Annotated in this window: 11 protein-coding genes; 1 reads left to right on the forward strand and 10 read right to left on the reverse strand. The window is 45.5% G+C overall.

The window, feature by feature from the left end; translation table 11 throughout:
- Positions 1-160: 160 nt before the first annotated feature.
- The 8 genes from R8G66_21825 to R8G66_21860 form a co-directional block, all read right to left on the reverse strand.
- Positions 161-1513, reverse strand: a complete 1353-nt coding sequence (locus R8G66_21825; protein ID MDW3195027.1) for an endo-1,4-beta-xylanase — start codon at positions 1511-1513, stop codon at positions 161-163.
- A 249-nt stretch (positions 1514-1762) separates the two neighbouring features.
- Positions 1763-3796 carry a hypothetical protein gene (locus R8G66_21830; GenBank protein ID MDW3195028.1) on the reverse strand — a complete coding sequence of 678 codons (2034 nt, stop codon included), beginning with the start codon at positions 3794-3796 and terminating at the stop codon, positions 1763-1765.
- Between the two features lie 67 nt (positions 3797-3863).
- A complete protein-coding gene (locus R8G66_21835) occupies positions 3864-5114 on the reverse strand; it encodes a glycan-binding surface protein (GenBank protein ID MDW3195029.1) in 1251 nt (416 codons plus the stop codon).
- A gap of 5 nt (positions 5115-5119) precedes the next feature.
- Positions 5120-6841: a RagB/SusD family nutrient uptake outer membrane protein gene (locus R8G66_21840; protein MDW3195030.1), complete on the reverse strand. Its 1722-nt coding sequence runs from the start codon at positions 6839-6841 to the stop codon at positions 5120-5122.
- A 19-nt stretch (positions 6842-6860) separates the two neighbouring features.
- Entirely contained in the window at positions 6861-10109 is a 3249-nt protein-coding gene (locus tag R8G66_21845; protein ID MDW3195031.1) for a TonB-dependent receptor, read from the reverse strand.
- Positions 10110-10162: 53 nt separating this feature from the next.
- Entirely contained in the window at positions 10163-12796 is a 2634-nt protein-coding gene (locus R8G66_21850) for a glycoside hydrolase family 3 C-terminal domain-containing protein (GenBank protein MDW3195032.1), read from the reverse strand.
- Positions 12797-13133: 337 nt separating this feature from the next.
- Positions 13134-17246: a two-component regulator propeller domain-containing protein gene (locus R8G66_21855; protein MDW3195033.1), complete on the reverse strand. Its 4113-nt coding sequence runs from the start codon at positions 17244-17246 to the stop codon at positions 13134-13136.
- 113 nt (positions 17247-17359) lie between these two features.
- Entirely contained in the window at positions 17360-20728 is a 3369-nt protein-coding gene (locus R8G66_21860) for a ThuA domain-containing protein (protein ID MDW3195034.1), read from the reverse strand.
- A gap of 256 nt (positions 20729-20984) precedes the next feature.
- Here R8G66_21860 and R8G66_21865 point away from each other — a divergent pair, with 256 nt between their 5' ends.
- The gene (locus tag R8G66_21865) at positions 20985-22025 is read left to right on the forward strand and encodes an AraC family transcriptional regulator (protein ID MDW3195035.1); all 1041 of its coding nucleotides are present in this window, start codon (positions 20985-20987) and stop codon (positions 22023-22025) included.
- A gap of 3 nt (positions 22026-22028) precedes the next feature.
- Here the strand turns inward: R8G66_21865 and R8G66_21870 are convergent, their stop codons facing one another.
- Together R8G66_21870 and R8G66_21875 are read right to left on the reverse strand one after the other, a co-directional pair.
- Positions 22029-22757 carry a hypothetical protein gene (locus R8G66_21870; protein ID MDW3195036.1) on the reverse strand — a complete coding sequence of 243 codons (729 nt, stop codon included), beginning with the start codon at positions 22755-22757 and terminating at the stop codon, positions 22029-22031.
- Position 22758: 1 nt separating this feature from the next.
- Positions 22759-23166, reverse strand: coding sequence for an OsmC family protein (locus tag R8G66_21875; GenBank protein MDW3195037.1), 408 nt, complete (start codon positions 23164-23166; stop codon positions 22759-22761).
- Between the last annotated feature and the right edge of the window lie 68 nt (positions 23167-23234).

Consider the following 23234-nt stretch of genomic DNA (forward strand, 5'->3'; position numbering starts at 1 on the left):
AAATAGTGAGAAACTATACATCGCCGATGCTGATGTTTGAAACTTCGTTCTTTTTTATTCCTGGTAGTTTACAGTTGTCTTGCAGTTGGTTCAAAGTCTGCAATTGAAAATGGCTTCAGTTACAAACTGAAGCCAGAAGAAGAGCGGTGATAAAAAGCTTCTATTGCAACCCTTCCAAAAACCCAGTATGTGCACGCTTGGGTGAAAAATCAGCATTGTAGAGCAGTGGCCAGTCGGGATGTCCCCAGAAATCCGTGAGCCAGGTTTCGTCATCCTTCATACCCCAAATGGTAATGCCAAATTTACTTGCTTCAGGTATCGCATTATATACTTCTACTACCTCCCGGACCTTAGTTTGTTGTGAAATTGCACGTTGCGTACTGAGTGCCTGTAAGTCATTGTTAGGATTGGCTCGAACATCCAATTCTGAAAAGTGCAACAACAATCCTAGATCTGTCACTTCTTTGGCCGCTGATTCAATGGCCGCTTTATTGGGAAAGTCATGAGAAATATGCATCTGATAACCTACACCATCGATAGGGATTCCACGTTCTATAAAATCTGTTACCAAATTGATGGTAGCTCTATGCTTTACCGGGTCGATGACCATGCTGTAATCATTGTAGAATAACAACACATCCGGGTCCGCTTCTCTTGCCCATTGGTAGCATTTTTCAAGGTAGTTGTCACCCATTTTCTGTCGGAAAACGGAATTTCTCAATGTTCCAATGTTGTCTTCAAATGCCTCATTGACTACATCCCAGGATTTCACTTTGCCCTGGTATCGGGTCACCGTTGTTTTGATATAATCTTCAATCAGCGCTTCAAATTCGGCATCTGTTCCACTGTAATTTTCGACCCAACTTGGTGTGGCATTGTGCCAGATCAACGCATGTCCATGTACTTCTAATCCATTGGCAATTGCCCAATCTACGGTGGCATCTGCCCGACTGAAATCATAGTTCCCTTCTGAAGGATACATGATGTTCATCTTCATTTCATACTCACTGGTGATTTGATCGAACTCGTCCTGCAAAATCGTTTCATGTTGTCCATTGAGACGGGCTACCTGGACTGCCATTCCTACTGCAAATTCCGCTGAATTTTTAAGTGAAGTTCCCGGTTGTGAATCGTTCTCTGATAAGGTGGTTACTTCCAGGGTATTGGAGTACTGAGAAAAAGAATCTCGAAAGACAGATCGTACCCTGAAGTAATAAGTGGTTGATGCCTCCAGGTCGGCAATCCGAATTTCCGAAAAGCTTTGCCTTGACTCCTGATACGGCGCAACAAAATCAGAAAAGGACGCATCTATTGCCAGGTCAACCTGATAGGCTTCTGCTCCTTCTACAAAATCCCAATCTACTGAAAAAGAATTGGAAGTAATGTCTGTGGCACCAGTTAAGGTAGGTGCTTGTAATTTAGGCTCCTCAGTGTTGTCTCCGCCACAGGAAACGAGCAACAGGATTCCACATCCTGTGATAAACGTACATAGTTGAACAATAATGTTCTTCATGTTATTGGTTTAATTGAATTTTTGAATGCCTTATTGCTCCTTACGAGGAGGTGATTTCTTGTAATGCTTCGGATTAATTTTTTTGCAAATCCCCCTTACCCCCTTTGAAAAAGGGGGAATAGTGGCCTATAATCCGAAGCCACTTTAATGAAGCTTGATCAATGAAGATTGGGATGTAAATACTTGGAACTATTCTCCGATTAAAAATTTGGGTGCCCGAGAAACCTCAGGCACCATGAAAATTACAAACTATCTAAATCCTACATGATCTATGTAGATGTCGCCGGACCATCCCTGGTCCTGAAACCATATCTCTGTTACTTCGGTAAAGCTTCCGAAATCAGACAATGGAATTTCAATATCTGTCCATTCACCTTCTTTGATGGTGATCAATTGTGGATTATCCGAATCCAGTTTCACATTCACATTAAGCTGCTGGTCACCGGTTCCGGCACCACCGTATACGGAGAAGGCAAACACGCTCATTCCTGTGATGTTCACATTGTCTTTGCCCCAGGTGCCGAATTGTGCCTGACCACCCCAATCACCTGCATAGGTAACCTTGATGGAAGTACTTCCGTCTCTGGCCACTTCTGTGTTAGCAAAATCTGAGGCGCCACCACCCCAGCCACCACCTTGGCCAAAGATGTCAGCGATTCCTTCGTCAAATGCAACAATGGTTAATGGATCTGGTCCTGCTGCTCTTTCCAGGTCAAATCCCATACGGTCAATGTAAACCGTACCTGACCAGCCTTGATCCTGGAACCAGATTTCTGTGATGGCTGTTGGGCTTCCCAGATCCGCAAGTGGGATTTGGAAATCTACCCACTCACCTTCCTGGATTGTTACCAGCATGGTATTGTCTCCACCAGACTTCACATTGAAGTTCAATTGCTGGCCGTCCGTTCCTGCTCCTCCGAAGAGAGAGAAAGAGAATACTTCTGCTCCTACAATGGATAGATCGGGTTTACCCCAGGTACCCAATTGGGCCTGACCTCCCCAGTCACCGGCAAAGGTTGCTTTGATCGCAGTGGTTCCCTCTCTTGGGTTCTCAGTATTAGCAAAGTCGGTGGAACCTCCACCCCAGCCACCACCCTGGCCGATTGTCTCTGCTACCGCATCAACGAAAGTTGGAATCAATAAGTCGGCTAAACCTCCTGAAGAAGGTAAACTAACCGCAATCCCCAATGACCCTTCAAATTCATGGATTGTGGTGTAATTGATCACACCAATGGAAGCGTCCACTGGCATCAGGAAAACAATGGCATCGGCAGACTGACTGATGAATTCATCCGCTTCCACTACTCCATGTCCAGGTATGGAAATAGAGGCTACTAAATCCAGGTCTGTACCTGTGATGGTCACTTCATCTTCACCGGGACGCTGGGTATCCGGACTGATCGAAGTACCTGCGGGCAAAACAATAACCAGGTCATTTTCAGATTCAATTTCTACTGGAGAAGCTTGTTTCAACGTGATTTTACCTTGAACCGCCGTAACAGGCACCGTAACCTCAATGGCCGTCTCCGACTGAGACACAAAGGCATCTTGTAAGACTGAAATGCCTTCATAGAATACAATCTCAGTTACCAGGTCCAGGTTATCCCCTTCTATGGTCAAGGTAGATGCGTGTCGGGCTGCAGCGGGGTTAAGTGCTGTGATTTGAGGCGTCTGCACTTCCAATTGGGTCTCATGCGCGAACATTAAAGGTTCTGTTCCTCCTGTCTCGAACATGATAAAACCTGATTGGGCATGCATGGGCACCGTTGCGGTAAGCTCCGTTAGCGATTGCGAATCAAAGTCTTCTTTCAGCATGACAATATCACTTGGGAAAGTGATGCTTTCAATCCAATTCAACTTATCTCCTGTTATCGTTAGCACTTCTCCTGGTTTTACCGATGGAGAAAGGCTACTGATGGTCACAGGAACTTTGAAATTCAAGATGGACTTAGTCTCGATTTCCTGTGTGGGTGTCCGTAACACCAATACCCCTGGCTCCGCTGCTTCAGGAACGGTAACCATCATGGAGGTGGCACTTTGCTCTTTGAACGTCGTTACCTCCACTCCTGGTTGAAACAGGATTGAAGTCACATTATTAAGATTAGTGCCAATGATCACTATGTCGTCACCATGCTCTACTCCTGAAGGACCAAAGCTCAGGACCGTAGTGGCGGTAATCATAGGCTCGTCTTCCTGACAAGCCACAAGTATCAATTGACATGCCATCAACAGCAGCAGCACCAATCGTACTTGAGAATTTATTTTCGATAATAACTTTTTCATTTGATCATAATTTGTCAGAACCGACCAACCGAAACCAAAATGTTCCAGCCGGTCAGTCTGTGAATGATTATGGTTCTACTACTCGAATGTTGTCAATATGGAATTCCACAGGATTGCCCGAATTCTCAGGAGAACCGATGAGCCACATGCTGATAGATCCCGCGGCAGATTCCACAAAATCCTGTCCTCCGGTGTAGGTAATACCTGAGTCATCGCCATCAATGCGATAATGGAAATCTGAAAAAGGAATCACCACCGTGATCCACTCACCATCGGTACTGAATTCCGTATTTTCCTCAGACCATGGTGCCCAAATCGCTCTTGCGTTGATGTCGTTGCTCCAGATCTCCTGGTTGCTATCGATGTGCTCTGGTGGAGCCAGGCAGATATTGAGATGTCCTCCAAACCACTGGTCTACTCGGGCTTCAAACTTGAGCACATGATCTCGGGAAGCACCAGCATAGTCCGGGTAGAAATTTCCTATTCTGGAAGCATCGCCTCCACCCCAGTAGTGGAATAGCATCGAAGAAGTTGCCGGAGCACCGGGTCCTTCATCTCTGACATTGGCAGCAAGGTCTGAACGGAACACATTGTAGTTTCCATCAATTTCACCCCCCGCTGCTTCTGGGGTTCCGATTCTCCAACCATTGGGATTGAGGTCATCAAAGTTCAGGATGACATTTCTGGAATCCCACAAGTGGAAACCAGACTCAACTTCACCAAAATTGGTGGTTAAGGTAACCGGTCCTTCGGTCGCACCTTCGGGAACCGTGAACTCTATCCTTTGCTGGGAAATGGAGACTAATTCTCCCGTGACTCCACCAGAATAAGTGATGGTCGCAGGCTCAAAAAAGAAATTTCCTGTGATCACCAGGTTCTCTCCGGCCCGTGGCCATTCATTGACTGCCGTTAAAATCTCTGGCGCACTGATCGAAACCTCAAACGGATGTGTAATGGTATCACTGTTGGCATCGACCAATGTAATGACATTGTTAACCGTATTTGGCGCGATGCTAGGCACCTGCACAAAGATCGATTGATTGGACACCCAGGTAGGATTCAAAACCGCCTGACGATCGTTGAACCATACTTCTCGGGTTGCACCAAGGTTTTCACCAATCAGTACAATTTCACTTCCCAGGTCAGCCCTCACTAAAAGGGAATCTGATTGTTCAGGATTAGCCACCCTTACATACAAGACAGAGGGAGTACCATTGGGATCTTCGAGGCTAATGCCATCGGACTCTTCGCAGGCGATAAAAACCATCAGCGACAGCATCACCAGCAATAATGAACCTAAATATTTCTTACTATTCATTTCCATTAATTATTAAATACATAATCAACCGCTTCAGCCTCAGGTCGCAAGAGTGGATTGGTTACCTGCTCCGGACCTGGGATAGGAAGCCACATTTTATCCGCCGTAATCGTAATTTCCGGCTCGGTGTTAGTGACCAAAGGATTCATCACACCAAATCGGCCAGCTGCTATCAACTCATACCCGGCAGGGTTGTTTTCATTGGTATCATTAGGATCAATTCTGAAATATTGACTCGATCGACCTTGTGCATTAAGTAGGTCCAGAGTTCCCTGAGCATCCCGATAGTATTGCCGTTTGATGTCCAACCAGGACTGTGCCTCCAGCCCTAATTCAATTCTACGCTCGTTAAAAAGATCTCGGAAACTCATTTCCCCATCGGTTGGAGCAGCCAGACCGGCACGGTTTCTAACCGCGAGGTAAGCATCATAACCCGGGCCTGAACTTAAAGAGGATGCTGATCCCATGAGTGCCTCTGCATAAATCAAATACACATCGCCTAGTCTTAGCATGTACAGGTCCAGCGGTGAGTCCTGGTTGGATACCACAAATCCATGATCATCTACATTACCAACCACATGTTTTTTCAGGCTGGTCAAGGTAGGAGATTGAGATTCTGTTTGTACACCATCTGCATCCCTGTTTACTATGTTGTAGGTATAGCCACCTTCAGGCACGTTGAGGTAATCATAGAAGTCGCCACTTTGCATGTATATCGCTCTACGCCGTGCATCAACCGCACCTTCTGCGTTAGCCACCAACGTATTCATGAAATCTTCTGAGATGGATTTAGCTGCACCCCAAGCCTGTGGATCACGTGTCACCAATGAATTCCTCGCAAATCGAGCTTGACGGCTGTTACCAAATCCCCAACCGGCGTTAATGAACTGGAGCGCGAATAGTACTTCCTCATTTTGCTCATTCTCTACCCGAAACATGTTTTCATAATTCGGATAAAGGCTGCGGCCACTGTTGTTGATCACATCCGCAGCATAGTCAGCAGCAATAGTAAAATCCTCAGTAGAACCGATGCTACCACCACCTACGGATCGCTGCGCCATGGTCACGTGCAGCTTGGCTAGCATGCCTTTGGCTGCCCATTCTGTGACCCGGCCTTCTGCATCCGAGCTCGGCAAGTTTTCCGCTGCATAGACGAAATCCCTACGGATGAATTCATACACGCTAGATATTGTGTTTTTCGGCAAAAAGAGGTCATTGCTGGCCACTTTGTCCGCTGGTCTTTCAATGATGGGCACATTGCCCCAGTACTCTACCAGGTAGTAGTAGGCAATTCCTCTGAAGAAGCGTGCTTCTCCCAAACCAGCATTGATGTCTTCCTCGCTTACACCATTACCACTGGCAATGACCGGCATGTCATCAATGATCAGGTTCGCAAATGAAACCACATCATACAAACTCTGCCATCCGTTTTGGATATGGACATTGTTTTCATTGAATGAAGCATAGAAGAACTGACCTTCCTGATCCCAGTTGTGGAACATGTCACCTGCCATCAGGTCACCCACACACCAACTCAACACATCATTGAATTGGAACCAGGGTCTCCCATAAAGGGCAGCTGTTCCTTGTCGTATTTCTGTTGCATTCCTGTACCAGCCATCTACAGTGGCCTGGTCTTGTGGAACGAACTCTAAAAAGTCTTCCTGACAGGCGGTGAATTGGACACTCAAAACAACCGCCAAAATGATTTTTATATATCGTCTCATTTTCTTCACTGTCTATTCTTTAAAAATCAAGTTTCAAGCCCATCGTGAATACCCGAGGTGTTGGGAACCTGCCCAAATCGACATTTCTGATCCTGGGGTTTTGATTGAAGTTCCCGATCTGTGGATCCAAACCTGAGTAGTTGGTGAACGTGGCTGCGTTTTGAACATTAGCATATACCAACAGATTGGTCACATCGATTTGATCCAACCACTTGGTCTGGATGCGATAACTCAACTTGATGTTCTGGATACGCACGTACGTTCCATCTTCAATCCATCTGGTGGACATGTGATGGTTGTTGTTCTCTCCACCATTATCGAAGCGAGGGATCGTGGCATTGACGTCTACTAATTCCACATCATTGATGTTATTGAAATCTGTACCGCCTTCGACTAGCCTGGTTCTTGCACGCCCAAGGACTGTCCTCGATTGGTTGTCAAACGCATTGAGCAGCTGCTCATTACGAACTCTTGAATAATTAAGGATATCACCCCCAACTACTCCGGTTAAAAAGACATCTAATGACAATCCTTTGTACTCGAAAGAGTTGTTAAATCCGAAAGTGAAATCTGGGTTAGGATCTCCGATGACCGTTTGATCATCATTGTTGATCACGCCATCACCATTCAGGTCTTTGAATTTCAAATCGCCTAACCACAATCCGGTCGTACGATCAATCTTGTTAACCGAAGGGTCGGAATCGGACGGGATTTGAACGGCGTGATTGCTGATCTCTTCAGCAGAGGTGAATAAACCTTCTACAACAAATCCGAAGAATTGTCCGACTGGTAGTCCTTCTCTGGTGGTAGACGCGGACTGGAATCCTGAATACCAATAGATCGGATCATTGAATACCGTTTCTCTTAAATCCTTGACCTCATTTCTGTTGAGGGTCAAATTGGCGCTTGTCGACCACCTGAAAGGGCCTTGCACGAAATTCTCCGTTCTGACCGAAAACTCCAGTCCCCGGTTTTCCATGCTTCCGACGTTAGCAATTGGTCCACCTACTTGTCCACCAAAAATATCAGGTAGATTGATGGCCAATAAAAGATCATTTGTTTGCTTGTTGTAGGCTTCCGCTTCGATCCCAACTCTACCAGAGAATAATTCGATATCTAAACCAAGATTGGTCGCGGTAGTAGATTCCCACTGTACATCTCGATTGGAGTAACGTGTATTTCTTACCGCAGAACCGAAGAATGAATTCAGTGCAGTCAATGAGGAACCAAAGGCATAGTTGGCAATCTCCTGGTTTCCTACCTGTCCCCAACCAACTCTCAATTTCAGGTCACTTAAGATGCTGCTGGCAGGCATGAACGGCTCATCCATGATTCTCCAGGCGAATGAAGCAGATGGGAAGATACCCACACGTCTGTTCGGACCAAATCTAGAAGAACGATCCCGACGTAAAGTAGCGGTAAGCAGATAACGATCTGCGAAACTGTAATTCACACGAGTGAATTCAGAAGCAATTGAGCTCCATCCTTCAAATCCTGTATTAGGAATATTGGAGATATCTCCCTGATTGATGGTCTGAATGTCGTTAGGCAATCCCACTTTATAAGCAGTTAAGCCTTCCCAGTTGCTTCTTTGTGCTTCCAAACCGGCCAATACTGTCAAGTCATGCTCCCCAAATGATTTGGTGTAGGTCGCATAGCTTTTCCATAGCCAGAAGAAGTTTTGATTGGCAACCTCCGCCAGTTGACTGGTGGTATTGACGATTTGCCCCCATTCATAAGTAGGCAAAAACGCTGTGCTATTGAAGTTCGAGTAGTTGGTGCCCAGTTCCGTTCGCAAAGTCAAGCCGTCAATGATCTTCGCTTCGGCATACATGTTATTAAAAAACCGGTTTTCCAGTGCTGTGTTGGTTCGGAGCAAAGCCAATCCAACAGGGTTTGCAGTCACCTGGGAAGACACGTTTTGCGTAGCAGGCCCGGCAAACGATCCATCGAATTCTCTAACGGGAACTGCCGGTGACATTTGCGCTGCCTGAGCAACCACGCCATCACCACCGTCCTGAAGCAGGATCTGCTCATCCTTTCTGGACAAAGACATGCTTGTTCCAACCTTCAGCCACTCGTTGACTTTGCTGTCAACATTGACGCGTAGGTTCAAACGATCAAATCCGGAATTGATGATGATCCCATCTTGCGAAAAATATCCTCCTGACAAAACAAACTTTGCTGCATCCGTACCTCCTGAAAAGGTGATCGTGTGGCTCTGAATTGGAGCTACTTCAAAAATGGCTTCCTGCCAATCTGTGCCTTGTCCCAGAATAGAAGGATCGGCAAATCTTGGATTGGGTTGTATCGTGGAGACTTCCTGAGTTACCTCGTTGTTGTACTCTGCGTATTCACGTAAGTTCATCATGTCATATGTTCGGTACACTTCCTGAACAGAATAGTACCCATCGTAGCTGAACTTACCTTTCCCGTTCTTACCACGCTTGGTCGTAATGATAATCACACCATTCGCCGCCCTGGATCCGTAGATCGCTGTAGCCGAGGCGTCTTTCAACACGTCGATGCTTTCAATGTCATTGGGATTCAAAAAGGACAAAGGGTTGATGTTATTGGTTTGTCCTCCGGCTCCACCGGCCCACGAAAACCCAGCAGAACTGGACGCAGCTCCTGAGATTTGGACTCCATCCACCACATACAAAGGCTCACTGCTCTGGGTCAATGAAGTAGTCCCACGAATTCTAACGGAAGCCACGGCTCCAGGTCTTCCCGAGTTCTGGGCAATCTGAACACCTGCCAGTCTTCCTTGTAACGCCTGATCGACATTCGCAGTGATTGCCGTATTCAAGGCATCTCCTGAAATGGAAGAAACAGCACCTGTAAGGTCACCCTTTTTCTGTGTTCCATAACCGACCACAACCACCTCTTCAAGGGCTTGCACATCGATTTCCATGGAAATAGCAAAGGCTGTTCGATTGCCAATGGGGATAATTTGTGACTTAAATCCCACAGAACTTATAGACAATGAACTGCCGGAAGGATCGGGTACCTCCAATCGAAAGTTGCCATCAATATCTGTGATCGTGCCATTGGTCGTGCCATCAACCACCACAGTGGCACCCACTAAGGGTTCTCCAGTATCCACATCCGAGACGGTACCGGATACAATCGTGCTCGTCTGTTGCCACACCACATCGAACCCGGAAGCGAGTGCGACCTGAAGCTGAAAACAACAGAGTCCAATCATCAGCACTGCCTGAGTAAGGTAGTACCTTGATTTCCTCAATTTTGGTAATAGTTTAATCATAATCAATAGGTTTTAGATAGTTTTCGGAGCAGCCAGATCTTGCTGGCCTTTGCTCATTTCATCATGATCTGTTGGGTTAGGGTTTTGGTATTTGGTGAATCAGCGACGCCAGAAAATCCGGGTTGTTTTCCTCCAACAGTGAGGAACACCTTTCCTTCCGGGTCTATTTTTTGTCCATCGGCAGCTACGACTTTTAAGCTTTCAGATGGGAGATTGATCTTCAGTATTCGGGTCTCGCCCGCATCAAAAAATTCCTTTTGAAAAGCGATCAATGCGCGCTGTGGCGTATTGGCCATATCTGGTGTTGACAGATAGACCTGAATGGTTTCGAGTCCGGCTCTTGTACTCGTATTTTCAATGGTCACCTCGATATGATGATCGCTGAATTTTAAGTCTGTGTATTCAAAATTGGAATAGCTCAATCCATGACCGAATGGAAACAAAGGCTCCTCTTCAAAGTACTTGTAAGTGCGACCTGTCATGTCGTAGGACTTGAAATCAGGAAGTTCTTCGACGGATTTATAAAAAGTGACTGGCAGTTTTCCAGATGGGTTGACATCTCCGAACAAGATCTCTGCAAGTGCCAGACCTCCAAACTCACCAGGGTACCAGGCTTCCACGATTGCGGGTACATTTTCAGCCGCGTAATTGATCGCCAAAGCACTGCCATTGAGTAACACCAACACCACTGGTTTGCCAGTAGCCATGACGGCCTTCAACAATTCTTGCTGAGAAGAAGGCAGGACAATGTCTGATCGATCTCCCTTGTCAAACCCTTCCATCACCACAGGCATCTCCTCTCCTTCTATGTCCGGACTCAGTCCCAGACACAACACGGTCACATCAGATTGACGAACTAAATCAAGTGCTGGAGTCAATAGGTCTTGCTCAAGGAGTGACCATAAGAGATGGACCTGAGGATCTGCATGAAAATTGTAATAGTCGATTTGAACCGCTATGGTCTCACCAGCCTTTAGCTCAATGTCGTGATAATCCATTCGTGGCTGATGGTCATCAGAGAAACTGATCACCTGTTCTCCGTTGAGGAATAGTTTCCCGGAATTACATGCCCTAAGACCAATCCTGTATTTGCCGCTCGTTTCAGGAACGATTTCTCCGGCCCACCTAACGGTGAAGGTATCTATCTCCATTTCGAAGGGTCGGTCTACCCAAATGAAATCAATTTGTTCATCGGCTTTTTCCAGAACAGGTTGGCCCTCCCATTTCGCGTTGGAGAAGTAGGTTCCTTTCAATCCGGTCGTATTTCCGGATTTCAGATTTTTCGCAGGAATGGGTGTCAGCAAAGGCCACTCTTTGGTGATGTTGCTGCCTTTTGCATATTTCACATCGGCATGGGGCAATCGCTCACGAATGGCTTTGAATGGCGTGTTATGAGCGACTGAAGTACCGTGATAGTTGCCAAGCAGTGGCTGAATGGAATTGGCATTGGGTCCAATTATCGCAACTGATCGCAGGTCTGTACTGAGTGGCAATACGTCACTTTCATTTTTGAGTAGTACGATGGACTCCCTGGCGACTTGTTTAGCTAACTCCTGATGGTCTTCATTTCGAACCACCTCATATGGAATCCTGGACCAGGGTACCAGATTGGGATCATCAAACATCCCTAGTTTGAATCGAGCCGACATCAGCCGCGTCAAGGCCTTATCTACTTCCGACTCATCAATCAATTGTGAGAGGACTGCTTTGCTGAGATTGGGATCGAATGTATTGCCACAGTTGAGGTCCGTACCAGACTTTACTGCCAGGGCAGATGCTTCTGCTCCTGAACCGCTGACTTCATGTCTGTTGGGCAGATAAAAATCATTGATGGCCCAGCAATCGGAAACTATGTAGCCGTCAAATCCCCAATCCTGGCGTAGGATTGAATCGAGCAATACATTACTGCCACAACAGGCCAGATCATTGGTCCGATTGTACGCACACATGACTGAATGGACCTGCGCTTCTTTTACCGCTTTTTCAAAAGCAGGCAAATAGGTTTCATTCAGATCTCTTGGTGTAGAGATATAGTTATCGACATGTCGGGATTTTTCGGGTCCGCTGTGAACTGCGAAGTGTTTGGCGGTCGCTACCAACTTGAGGTATCGATCGTCATCACCCTGCAAACCATTGATATAGGCTACTCCAAGGTCTCCGGTAAGCAATGGATCCTCACCGTAAGTTTCTTGTCCTCGTCCCCACCTTGGATCACGGAATATATTGATGTTAGGTGTCCAAAAGGTCAGGCCCTGATAAATGCCTCGTTTCCCTTCTTTTACAAATCGATGGTGTTTGGCACGGGCTTCATCCGAAACGGCCACTCCCATGCGATGGATGAGGTCTGTATTCCAGGTGGCCCCCATTCCTATGGCTTGTGGAAAAACGGTTGCTTCACCGGCTCTTCCTACGCCGTGTAAGCATTCATTCCACCAGTTGTATTGTGGGATATTAAGACGTGGAATTGCTGGTGCGTCGTAACGCATTTGAGATACTTTTTCCTGAAGCGTCATTTGCGCTACCAGGTCCGCAGCTCGAGCTTCCGGGGCAAGTGTCCAATCTCGGAAGGCGAAATAGGTTTCTCGATTGGCACATCCTCCCAACACTGCTAAGAGTGAAAAAAAGACCAGTGTTTTGATCAGCAACTGGTTTCGAAAAAATGAAGCAGCGTGTTTATTTTCATTCATTAATTAAGGCTCTTTAGTATCAAGATCAATAGCGCCGCCAAGGCAATCACCACAGCCAGTTCGGCCTGGGTTATGTTCTTCAATCGATTGCGTCTTTTGGCTTTCAATGGGCTAGAATTTCTATTTCGCAAGAAAGGAGGCCCTGAATTGAAGAAATAGAAATATTGAGGCCTTATGCATCAAGTTTGTTGCATGGTTTGTATTCATGCAACGAATGTGCTAGTGGGTGCAACGGTTGTTTTATTGGGCTCCTTCGACATTAGAGTCATTCGTAGGAGACTCTGAGTATTTTGGGATATGACTCTGATAGGTTAGAGAAGGAATTTGGACTGATCCGCTATTTCGCTTTCAAGCCATCCATTTCCTGCGTGGGGAGGATGCCAAAGTGGTCTTTGTAGCACTTGGTAAAATAAGAGGCAGAGGAGAAGCCTACTTTGTGGCTTACGGCGTTGACATTGGTATTGGGTTGCGCCAATAGTTCTTTGGCTTTTTCAAGGCGGATGTTACGGATAAATTCGTTGGTTTTCAGGCCTGTCAAAGCCTTGATCTTTCGGTACAATTGGCTCCGGCTTAGTGACAGTTCTTCGGCCATTTGTTCAACGCTTAGCTGCGGATCTGCAAGATGTTCATAGATAAACGCAAGCATCTCTTGCATGAAATCACGGTCTGCGGTTGTCGTACTGGCATTGGCCTCTAGTGCGCTGATCTCTCCCAGGTATTTATCAAACACCATTTGACGGCTTTTCAAAAGCGTCCTCAACTGAGATCTGAGCAGATTGATTTCGAAGGGTTTCGTGATGTAAGCATCAGCCCCCTTGTCCATGCCTGTGATCTGATCTTCGGTACTGCCTTTGGCTGAAAGCATGACCAGCGGTACATGGCTGGTCTTCAGGTTTTGCTTGATCCGTTCGCAGAATTCAAAACCGTCCATTTCAGGCATCATCACATCGGTAATGATCAGGTCGGGTGTATGTTTCTCAGCTTTTTCAAGGCCTTCTTTCCCATTTTTGGCAATTTCGATCACATATTCCTGCTGCAACTCCGCTTTTAGGTAATTCCTTAGTTCCGGATTGTCATCTATGATCAAAAGGGTTTCAGAAGACTTACCCATTGATCTCAAGTCCTCGGTCTCGCTTACTTCAGTGGCGAGTTCCCTGGATAAAAACTCTTTCTTCCCTGGATATTCACCGGCAACTATGTCTTCGGGAGCATAATGTGCTTTGCCCAGTGGAAAGTATAGTTTAAAAGTGGTCCCTTCTCCAGGTTCGCTGGCAACATCCACATGTCCCTTGTGTAGTTCAATAAAGCTTTTGACCACTTCCAGGCCTATACCTGTTCCCCCGAAATAGCTTTGGTTCATCTCCTCCACCTGATAGAATCGCTCAAATATTTTATCAATGTGCGCTTTCTTCAATCCTGGTCCGGTATCAGCAACCGACAAACACATCGCATCTACTTTCCCAGCTTCAATCAATGGCAAGGATATTTTGACTTCCTCCAAACTGACTTGAATACAGCCGCCTTCCGGAGTTACCTTGAAGGCATTGGACAGCAGATTGAACAACATTTTCTCCACTAAACCGGAATCCACCCAAACCATATAGGGGCTATTTTCACCCACCACTTCTAATTGAATGGATTTGGCTTCTGCCTCTATCTCAAAGTAATTGACGATCTCTCGAATGAATGGACCTAAATCAACTTGATGTACATGGATCTTTAGTTTTCCGGAGTTCACTTTTCGGAAATCCATCAACTCGTCGATCAACCGCTCCAGTCGACGTGCATTTCTTTGAATGAGCAACAAATTCTTCGAAACTTTGCTGGTAAATCCGGAATGATCAACCAGCTGATTTAGGGGATTTAAAATGAGTGTGAGGGGCGTTCTGAATTCATGTGAAATGTTGGTGAAGAACTGCAACTTTCTCCTGGCTAGCTGTTCACCTTGCTCTCGTCTTTCACGTTCATTCAGTACTTCCTGCCGTTCCTGGATGCGTTTCCTGATCAAAGCATTGAGTAAAATGATGCCTGAAAAGAATAGGATGATATAAATCGTGAGTGCCAAATTGCTCTTGTACCAGGCTGGTAGAATAGTGATGTTGAGACTTGTCACTTCATCTGACCACAACCCATCATTATTGGCCGCTTTTAATTTAAAAACATAATTCCCTGCCTGAAGAGACGTATAGGTTGCACTTCTTTGGTCTCCAACATAATTCCAATCATCTTCCAGTCCTTCGAGGTAATAGGCAAATTCAATCTTATCTGATCTGGTAAAATTGACACCCGTATATTCCAGCGTAAAAACAGACTGTTCATGGTTCAAGGTGATCTCATCAGTAAGTCGAAGTGAATTCGTTAATGGCGACCCCTCATCTCCGGGAATCACGTCTTTATTGAATAGTTTCATCCGTTTCAAGTAGGTCTTGACGGGTTGACCATTCAATTGAAAATCCTTAGAAGAGAACATATTAAGCCCTTCCTGGCTACCAAAGAAAAGTTTACCATCGTGCCTGCTGTAAATGGCATTGTAGTTGAAATCATTGGAAGATAGTCCGTCCTTTTTCGTGTAGTGTATAATTTCAGGCGAATAACCAGGGATGTACTTAGCAATTCCAGACTTGCCCGTAAACCAAAAATTTCCTTCTACATCTTCTGTGATGCCACAGATCGCTTGAAGTTCAAGACCGATCACATCACGAAAATCCGTCAATGACTTTCGGCGAGGGTCATACTGATAAAGTCCTGCACCATCCGTACCGATCCAGATGATTCCCTGTTTGTCTTCATATAAGGAAAGTACATAATTGAAATCGGGATTGTATTCCTTCTGGTAATATTCATTTCGGAAAGCAAACATGGTGGTATCCTGTTCCTCCATTTGGATGCGAAACAGGCCCAGTGGCGAACCAATCCAAAGGCTTCCATCACGAGAAGCCAGTATATCTCGTACATCTTCATTTTGTATCCCCTCCTCTTCGAATCGCTTCGTCTCAAATGGAATGATCGAGTTGGTTTCCGGATCGAAATAGTGCACCCACCCACCAAATGTGGCGATCCATATCCTCCCATTGACATCCTGATCGATCGAACTGATGCGATTAGATTTCAAGCCCCCATTGGTATTGGTCATGTTATAATTCCGGAATTGACTGGATCCTTTAGTGAGTCGATAAAGGCCACCTTCCCAGGAACCTACCCATAGCGTCTCGTCTCGATCAACGAAAAGCGTTTGAACAAATTCATTGTCGAGTCCCTGATAACCTGAATCTTCATCCAGATGAAGAAATTTTCCGGTATTCAAGTCAAGTCGATCAATTCCGCCACCATCCATCCCAATCCACAAATGGTCTTCTCCCGCCTCCACCACGCTATTGACCGTATTAAAATGAAGCGAATTGGGATTTCCTGAATGATGCTGTGCAACTTCAAACTTGCTGTACCTGGCGTCATACAAACCAATCCCCTGATTGTAGTAACCAAGCCAGAGTCGTCCGTAAGGATCTACCTCAAAGGACCAGATAGAATTGGATTCCAGGTCATTATTATTGGAAGAATCATGGGTAATTTTCGTAATAACGTCATTTTCTAAGTTCCAGCTAATTAACCCATCATTTTCCGCCGCACAAACCAATGTATGTTCATTAATGATGAGGTCCATGATCTGATTTTGGCTGATGTCATGCTGAACCATGCGCATCCCAATACCTTCAGGTATCCCCTGTATCACACCGTGATTACTGGTTCCTAACCAAACTTCCTCACCATAAGTAGTCAATGAAACATAAGGATGGCTTAACCATTCTTTACCGGTCTCTGATGAAATGGATTCTAATGCTAAAGCAGATTCATCATATCGGAATAATCCGCTTCGGGTTGCTGCATAGGTAATTCCTTCTGCAGTAGTGGCTAAACCAACGTAAACCAGTGATGTATCGGTGATATGAAAATCAAACTTTTCCGGGACCGGATCATCCTTAAAATCGCTATTCAGAATGATCAAACCATGTTTGTTGGTGCCGATCAGCAAATTGCCCTGGGCATCTTCGATCATGTCATGCACCGATATGGGTTCATCGGGAAGGATATCATGATCCTGAAAAACGACCCTACGGAATACCTCCCACCTTTCATCAAACCAGCACAAACCTCGATCCGTCCCTACCCACAATCTACCGTTACGATCTTCCAATGCAGACTGAACAAAATTGCTGGGAATTGTAAACGGATCCTCATAGTCAAACAAGAACGATTCATAGGCGACTCCATCGAATCGATAGACTCCAGCTCCATATGTCACGATCCATAGAAAACCCTCGCTATCCAGTTCCAGGTCATGGATAGGCCGATTGGGGAACTCCTCTTCAAACGACTGAAAAGAAAGTTGTTGACTTGTAGCACTAATGGCCAGTAAAAATGACAGGAATAATATGGAAAGTCGCCCCCGCATACAATCGTTTTCAATCCTTCTTCAAGGTAATTAGGTTCGGCAAGAAATCAATAAAACAGGAACGTACCACCTTGGAAAATGCACGATTCACGTGCATTCTATAGAAACGTCGCTCAATAATTCAACATCACCCAATTGACATTGGCCATGATGCGATCCTTATCTGATTTATCTTTGAATACCACATACAAATCACCCTGATCTGCAGACGGCATAATGGGTATCGTGTAAAATTTGTGGGCCTCTTTATTTTCATTGAAGTAGCTCAATTGCTGACGTCCAAGTACTTTTCCTGTAGGAGAGCCTTCTCTGATCTCAATGCCCCCACGATAGTCATAATTGGCAATGTAAAAGGCGGCAAAAGTCAGGCTCTTTATTCCTTTGAGATCAAGCCTCTCAAATCCCAAATAACTATTGTGTTTGCCTGACCCAATCAAGGTCGCACCTCCTGCTTCCCAAACGCCCATCTCCTTACTTCGAGGCGAGGCAAGTTCTGCTTCTAGTTTCGGAGCTTTGAAAACCACTTTGGCATTGGCAGATAAAGAAGAGTTTGGCACCTCTGGATTGCCTTTGTCCAGAAAGGAAGCCATCAAAATAAATTTACCTCCGGTATTGCCTTTGATGTGATCTTTAAAATTGATGGTGCCAGCCAGAGGCAATAGCTCTTCTTCTGGTTTTTCAATGGGATCTAAAGACAGAATGTAGTCAACGATTTCGCCAATGTCCTCAATTTCCAATTGCGGGTGCGCAGACATCACCGTCTCGCCCCAAACACCGGAGCCTCCTTTGCGAATTCGATCAATCAAATATCCGCGATCATTTTCACTATACCTTTCAGCAATCTCAACATAGCTCGGACCATTCACTTTTTCATTGGTCCCGTGACAGGCCTTGCAGTCCGTTCCATCAATCAATGTTTTTCCTAAAGGAACTACGTTCTGCTGATGCCCAATGGTGGCTTTGATGATGTCCTCACCTTCTGGTATGTAGGTGAAAGTCACTTTCACATCTTCCGCTTGTATCGTACCATTTGCTGTAGCACCATCTTCCGGATCTGTGACGATCACTTGATAGTCTAGCTGCTTAAGCGGTGTATACATTGAATCCTTCGGCTGTATTTCAATGTCTATTTCAGGTGTGGAATTGCCAGCCAGGATTTTAGTCTCCGTGGTTGCCTCATTACCCTGCTCATCCGTCACTTTAAGCTTTACTGTATAGGCACCTGCCTGAGTAAATGTGAACACTGGATTAGCGTCGGTTGATCCTACCGTTGATTGGTCCGTAAAAGACCATTCGTAAGTCAAGGCATCTCCGTCATAATCAATGGAATTAGATCCTGTAAATTTCACCGTTAGAGGTATTGCTCCAATCTCCTTATCTGTCATAATTTTTGGTACCGGCGTTTGATTACCGGGCACATAAGAAATCTGACTCAGGCGTGCATCGAGGTTTTTGCTATTCCATTTCTGGCCGTATTCCAGGACATACAATTTGCCATCCGAACCAAATTTCATGTCCATGGGATGTGAGAATTCCGTGTTTGGCATGAAGGGCTCTGCTTGTACAAAATGCTGGTTTTCATCAAGTGTTACCACATAGATCCAGTCACGCATCCATTCATACACAAACAATTTATCATTGAAATAAGCCGGCATGGCTCCTTCCGTCGCATTTGGGAAATCCTCTGCGTGATAGACATCTCCAGCCATTGGATTCACACCTCCATCTCCGAGCCAGGGAAATTCATTGGATTGATCGTAAGAATACCAAATCATGGACTCCTGAGCAGGCGGAAGTACCTGCATTCCGGAACTATGTGGTGAGTTGTTCACGAGGCGATTGGGATCAAACTTCGGACCTGATGCTTGCTCCTTGAAATCATAATCGTTGTAGACTTGATTGTTGCCTCGGGTGTACGGCCAACCCCAGAAACCTGCTTTACGAGCCTGGTTGAATTCCCCCATGCCTTTCGGTCCACGATCCGGATCGTCACTTCCAGAGTCCGGGCCTACATCTCCCCAGTACACATAACCCGTTTTTGAATCAATCGAGAAACGGAAGGGGTTTCTAACGCCCATCACGTAGATTTCTGGGCGGGTCTTAGGTGTGCCTTCAGGATAAAGGTTTCCCTCTGGAATTGAATAGGTACCATCCGCCTCAGGTTTGATTCGAAGGATCTTCCCCCTGAGATCATTGGTATTGGCTGCAGATTTTTGTGCATCCCAAAGCGCTCTTCCCGGACGTTCGTCAATTGGTGCAAACCCATTCGATTCGAATGGATTGGTATTATCCCCCACACCAATGAACAGGTTACCATTATGTCCGAAAGCGAGCCCTCCTCCACTGTGACAACATTCGCGAATGACAGGAATCGTCAGCAGTACCTTCTCCGAGTCCAGGTCCAGCTCATCTCCAGCCAAGGTAAATCGTGATACTCGCTGAAGTTTCTGGTCTTTGACTGAATAGAACAGGTAAATCCAATTGTTTTGCTGATAATTAGGGTCAACCGCTAACCCGAGTAACCCATCTTCATTCCCATAAAACAACTCCAGTTGATGCAAATCTTTGGTCTGGGCCGTCTTGAAATCAAACAACCTCAATCGACCTCTTCTTTCGATGAACAACATTCCCCTCCCTGGTAATTCTGCCAATTGCATGGGTTCATCTAGGTTAAAGTCCAATACTTTTTTGACGAATCGGGTTTCCGGGGCCACACGTTGTGAAGTGGCTTTTGTATAATCCAGGCTTCCTTCACCCATCGCATACGTCAATCCCCCCAGCAAGTGATCGAGAAAGGTTGGGTTTTCGAAGGTCTCATTGGTATGGCCCATGGCCGTATAAAATGCACGACCACCTTCAAAATTATGGAACCATGAAACCGGATGATTATCACCGTTTTCTCCTCCTTCATAGGTGTTTTCGTCAATGGTAAGCAGTGCATTGATCTTTGGATTGATGTTTCGGAAGTTATACCACTCGTCTTCCTTCTCCCAGGTATCATCCAACATCTGTGTGCTCAAATGGGTACTATTCACACGACGAAGGGTCGCTACTTGAACTTTTGGATGGTTCATGAAATAGGCACCCACTAATCGGTTGTACCAGGGCCAATGATATTCGGTATCGGTGGCTGCGTGGATACCCACAAACCCTCCACCCGCCTGGATGTATCTTTCAAAATCAGCTTGTTGGACCGCATTTAGTAAATCTCCAGTAGTATTTAGAAAAACCACCGCATCATATGACTTTAAGGAGTCTTCGGAAAAGTAGGTCGCATCTTCCGTTGCCAGGAGGCCAAAGCCCTGTTGTTCTCCCAGTTTTTTCAGCGCATTGATACCAGCTGTAATGGACTCATGACGATAACCAGTAGTCTTGCTAAAGACAAGAATGGCTTTGTCCTTTGGGGAGCAAGAAAAGACGAATAGTCCGATCAAAAAAATGATGAAATACCTGGCGTAATTCATAGTGATGAAAATTCTCATTGGGTTGAAAGCATGAAACTAAAGGTTCAGCAGCTAATTCCTGTTTATTTTTAGTCGTTGAAAGATTTTATACAAGAACCATACTTTGACAGACTTTAAAATCAATTGATTGGCAACCTCAACCCTAAAGGGTGATCAATTTGATTTTCAGCTTCTTTTTTCAGAAAAATGAGGAAGAAATGACGAGCTATGAATTTGGTAAATGATTAAAATTTCTCAAATATTCAATCAGAATGGGGGATAACATAACACCTCAATGAAAGATACTATACAGGAAATCCAACCTTATGAAGCTGATGGAATCATCTATCATGCAGATAAGTGCCTTCCTTTGGTAGACGCTGCTCAACGCAAGAAAATCAATGCTCGAATGCTCTCCCGTCATACCTATCCTGGCGAGCGATTGGATCAAAACACAATGGGTTTAAACAGCATTGGGTATTGGGATGCACATGAGACGCAGGATTGGGGACTGGACTGGCATAGAAACGAGGGGATTGAATTCCATTTTTTGGAATCGGGCAGCATGCCCTATGCACAACAAAATAAGCAAGTCGTGCTACAGCCTGGCAACCTGACCATCACACGTCCATGGGAAGCACATAAGGTGGGTGATCCCTATGTGGGCATCGGCAAGTTTTATTGGGTAATTCTGGACATGGGTGTTCGACGGCCTCATCAGGATTGGAAATGGCCCGACTGGATCACCTTGACACCTGGAGACCTGGATCGATTGACGACAATTTTGAGGCTTAACGATCAATCAATTATCATGTCAGACAAGGAAGTGGCCAATTGCTTCATTAACTTGGGAAAAGCCATTGATCAGGACCGTTCCGGAAGTAGTGCTTCGCGTATCCGGGTGCTCATTAATCAGTTACTGTTGCTATTGCTGGAGATGCTCAATCAAGAGGACATAGAACTCAATGAATCACTGACCGATAGTTCAAGAAGTGTCAAGCTGTTTCTTAAAGAACTCGATAACAGCCTGGCTAAAAACTGGACCATCGAAGAGATGTCGCAATCTGCTGGAGTAGGCATTACAAGATTCACCCATCATTGCAAGCAATTGACCAATCTCACGCCCATCCGCTACCTGATGTTCAAGCGCCTGGAACTTTCCAAGCAATTACTCATAGCACAAGAAGAAATGAGCATCTCCAAGATCGCTTATACCTGCGGCTTTACCACCAGCCAGTATTTCGCGTCCGTCTTCAAGAAATCGGAGAAGTGTACGCCGAAAGAGTATCGGGTAAAGTATTTGGCCACACTTGAGCAATCATTGGAGTTGTCATAAAACTTAATCCACAGTAACCCCTCCACCCAACGTATCATGATGCACGAGGATTAATGAACGCAAGTAGCTTCCGATGGTATACACGCTTTCGAAACCGGCTACTTTGGCGGCCCGGTCTTCTTCTTCGACAGGAATGTCCGCACTGGATGCATAGTCTTTGATGCCGGTATAGCAACCGATGGTAAAGATGTCCCAGGAAGCGCCTGTTACTTTGGTGAAAATGAAGTTGGGTCGGCGATTGATCTCTTCAAGATATACATTTTCCATTTCGCGCTCTTTCAGTAATTCTGCTTGCTTGCCTGCTAAAGCAGTGAAGATCTCAATATGATAATAGCCGTATTGCTGAAACCAATCATTAAATAAAGCCTTCTCCGGTCCTTTCACGATGGATTCTTCCTGAAAGCTGATCTGCTTATAAAAGTCATCTCCATAAGTCTTCCCAAGGCTGTTTGAGCCCTCCAGGCCTTTCTGGAATTCATCACTGAAATAGCTCGCCAGGTCATTGACCGGATAGATCATCATCAGGTCCCAATGATCTCCCTGGCTATGACGAATCAAATAAGGTTTATCAATGCCGTAGGCCTGATGATTCTTCATGTCCGCTTTCAGCAATTCAATCACTTCCAGCAATTGTCCGGGAGCTGCCCGAATCAATTTCACTTGGTACAATTGGTCTTGTGCCTGAATCGCGAGGCAGCCGAATAGCAATAAAGCAACTAGTATTGATCTCATATCAGGGACGGATGATGGAGTGGCCATGAGTAATTTTCATTTCGGAATCCAGGGAGGCTGCTACCGAACAATACTTTACCACTGCCAATTGAATGATTTTCTCAGCCTCTTCATCGGTCAGGTCAGGAGAAGTGAGGTCATAATGAATATGGATATTCACAAATTTTCTCGGATGCTCATCTCGACGTTCTCCTTCTGCAGATCCTTTGAAATCCACCAGTGTTTTACGCTTTTTCTTGATCATGGACACGATATCCACCGCTGCGCAGGCCACCACTCCTGAAAGTAGCAACTGTGTGGGTGACTGAGCTTGCTTGTTCTCAGGAAACATGTCGATATCTACCACATTGCCTGATTCATTGATGGATCGGTATTCCTGATCGGATTTGTATTCGAGGGTGACTTTCATTTCTTCTTATCTGTTATTGCAAAAATATACTTTCTTACAATCGAAGAACAGGATAAAAAGTGCCCTTG

The sequence above is a fragment of the Cytophagales bacterium genome (genome assembly GCA_033344775.1).
In the GTDB taxonomy this organism is placed as follows: Bacteria; Bacteroidota; Bacteroidia; order Cytophagales; family Cyclobacteriaceae; genus JAWPMT01.